General features: G+C 60.4%; 3 protein-coding genes. 2 read left to right on the plus strand and 1 reads right to left on the minus strand.

What is annotated here, in order from left to right; translation table 11 throughout:
* Positions 1-49 precede the first annotated feature (49 nt).
* Positions 50-265 (plus strand): DUF1858 domain-containing protein, encoded by a 216-nt coding sequence (locus EN884_RS35060; RefSeq protein ID WP_013525381.1) that lies wholly within the window; start codon positions 50-52, stop codon positions 263-265.
* A gap of 2 nt (positions 266-267) precedes the next feature.
* Here EN884_RS35060 and EN884_RS35065 read toward each other — a convergent pair whose 3' ends face one another.
* On the minus strand, positions 268-969 hold the full coding sequence (locus EN884_RS35065) for a Crp/Fnr family transcriptional regulator (RefSeq protein WP_024505309.1): 702 nt from the start codon (positions 967-969) through the stop codon (positions 268-270).
* A 150-nt stretch (positions 970-1,119) separates the two neighbouring features.
* On the opposite strand from EN884_RS35065, the gene EN884_RS35070 reads away from it, so the two are divergent.
* Entirely contained in the window at positions 1,120-1,557 is a 438-nt protein-coding gene (locus EN884_RS35070; RefSeq protein ID WP_063170488.1) for a pseudoazurin, read from the plus strand.
* Positions 1,558-1,688: the final 131 nt, after the last annotated feature.

The raw sequence follows: 1,688 nt of genomic DNA on the forward strand, positions 1-1,688 counted from the left end.
GTCCGAACGCGATTTATGAAGAGGCTTCGCAAATCGCGGAGACTTCATCGTGAAGCAACCCAGTTCGATTGACCCCGACATGGTCGTTGACGAAATCATGAGGAAATGGCCGGCAACGGTGGCTGTGGTGCTGAGATACAAGATGCTGTGCGTCGGCTGCCCGATCGGCACATTCCATACCGTGGCTGAAGCGTGCCTTGAACACCACGTCGATGAAAGCCGTTTCATCGCCGACCTGGAAGCGACTGTCCGCCGCAGAGAATGAGATCAGCGCTTGTCCCGGTTCTCGGCCAGAACTACAAGGCGATGCGCATCCTTCACGGTGACCTTCTGGCGTCCGCTGACGATTATCCCATTGTCTTCCCACTTGCTGAGCAAGCGGCTGACGGTGTGCAGCGTCGTTCCCGTCATCTCGGCAATGTCCTGCCTGGAAATCGGGAAATCGATTTCGATGCCGCTGTCGGTCTTTCGGCCGGTCTGGTTTGCCAGTCGCAGAAGCGCATGCGCAACCCGCTGCTCCACCTGCTCGGTGGACATCTCCACGACCCGCGTCTGCGTCTCCTGCAGCCTGGTTCCAACCGTCCTGTATGTGGCCGCCCCAAACACTGGGAAGCATCCCGCCAGGTCCGGCCACAGAGCGTTTGGCCAGGCGAGCACCACGCAGTCCACCGCCGCAATTGCGCTGGCTGGGTAGGTCGTTCGGCCAAGTGCCGCGGCGACGCCAAAAATCTCGCCTTCGCTGATGTATCTGGCGATGACCTGTTGTCCGTCCGGTGTGGTGCGAACGACACGGATATGCCCGGCGATCAGCACGAAGAAGGAATGAGCCTCGGCTTCCTGCTCGAAGATCGCAGTCTCCTTGGCATAGCGAGACGACCGCGCATCCCGCAGGATCTCGCTCTGCTCGTCGGGCGTCAGACCCTGGAAGAGCGGCAGTCGCGAAATCAGCGATCGGTCCAGCGCAGCCAAGCGATTCCTCACGGCCCTACGGTTCCGCATCAGTCGTGCGGAAGACCTTTCTTATCCTGAGTTTGCGCCAGCGCAAATTGTTCCCAGCCGCGTCAGACTAAATGGCATGGAACGGCGCAATGCCGCGAAGACGAAACAAAGGACAAATCGATGAAACTCTCCATCCTCGCCGCCGCAGTCTCTACCCTGGCGCTCGCCGGCGGCGCAAGCGCCGAAGAGCATATGGTGCAGATGCTCAACAAGGGCGAAAAGGGCGCCATGGTTTTCCAGCCGGCCTTCGTCAAGGCAGCCCCTGGCGACACCGTCAAGTTCGTGCCGACCGACAAGAGCCATGATGCCGAGTCAATCAAAGGCATGCTTCCAGACGGCGCCGAGCCCTTCAAGGGAAAGCCCAGCGAGGAAATCACCGTTACGCTGACAAAGGAGGGCGTTTACGGCGTCAAATGCGCGCCTCACTACGGCATGGGCATGGTCGCCCTGATCGTTGTCGGAAAGCCGGTCAATCTCGATGCCGCCAAGGCGGTCAAGCATCCCGGGAAGGCAAAGACGGTGTTCGCCGACCTGTTCACCCAGGTTCCGGTCAACTGATCGGCAATCGATACAGCCATGCCTGCCGCATGAGGGCAGGCGAGGGCCGGACGGACCGAGGGCGGCGGTTCATCCGGCCCTGTTCATTTGGAGACGCAAATCATGGGGATTCCACGCCTGCGGGCCTACAC

Source organism: Mesorhizobium sp. M7A.F.Ca.AU.001.01.1.1, from assembly GCF_004022735.1.
GTDB classification, from domain to species: Bacteria; Pseudomonadota; Alphaproteobacteria; order Rhizobiales; family Rhizobiaceae; genus Mesorhizobium; species Mesorhizobium ciceri.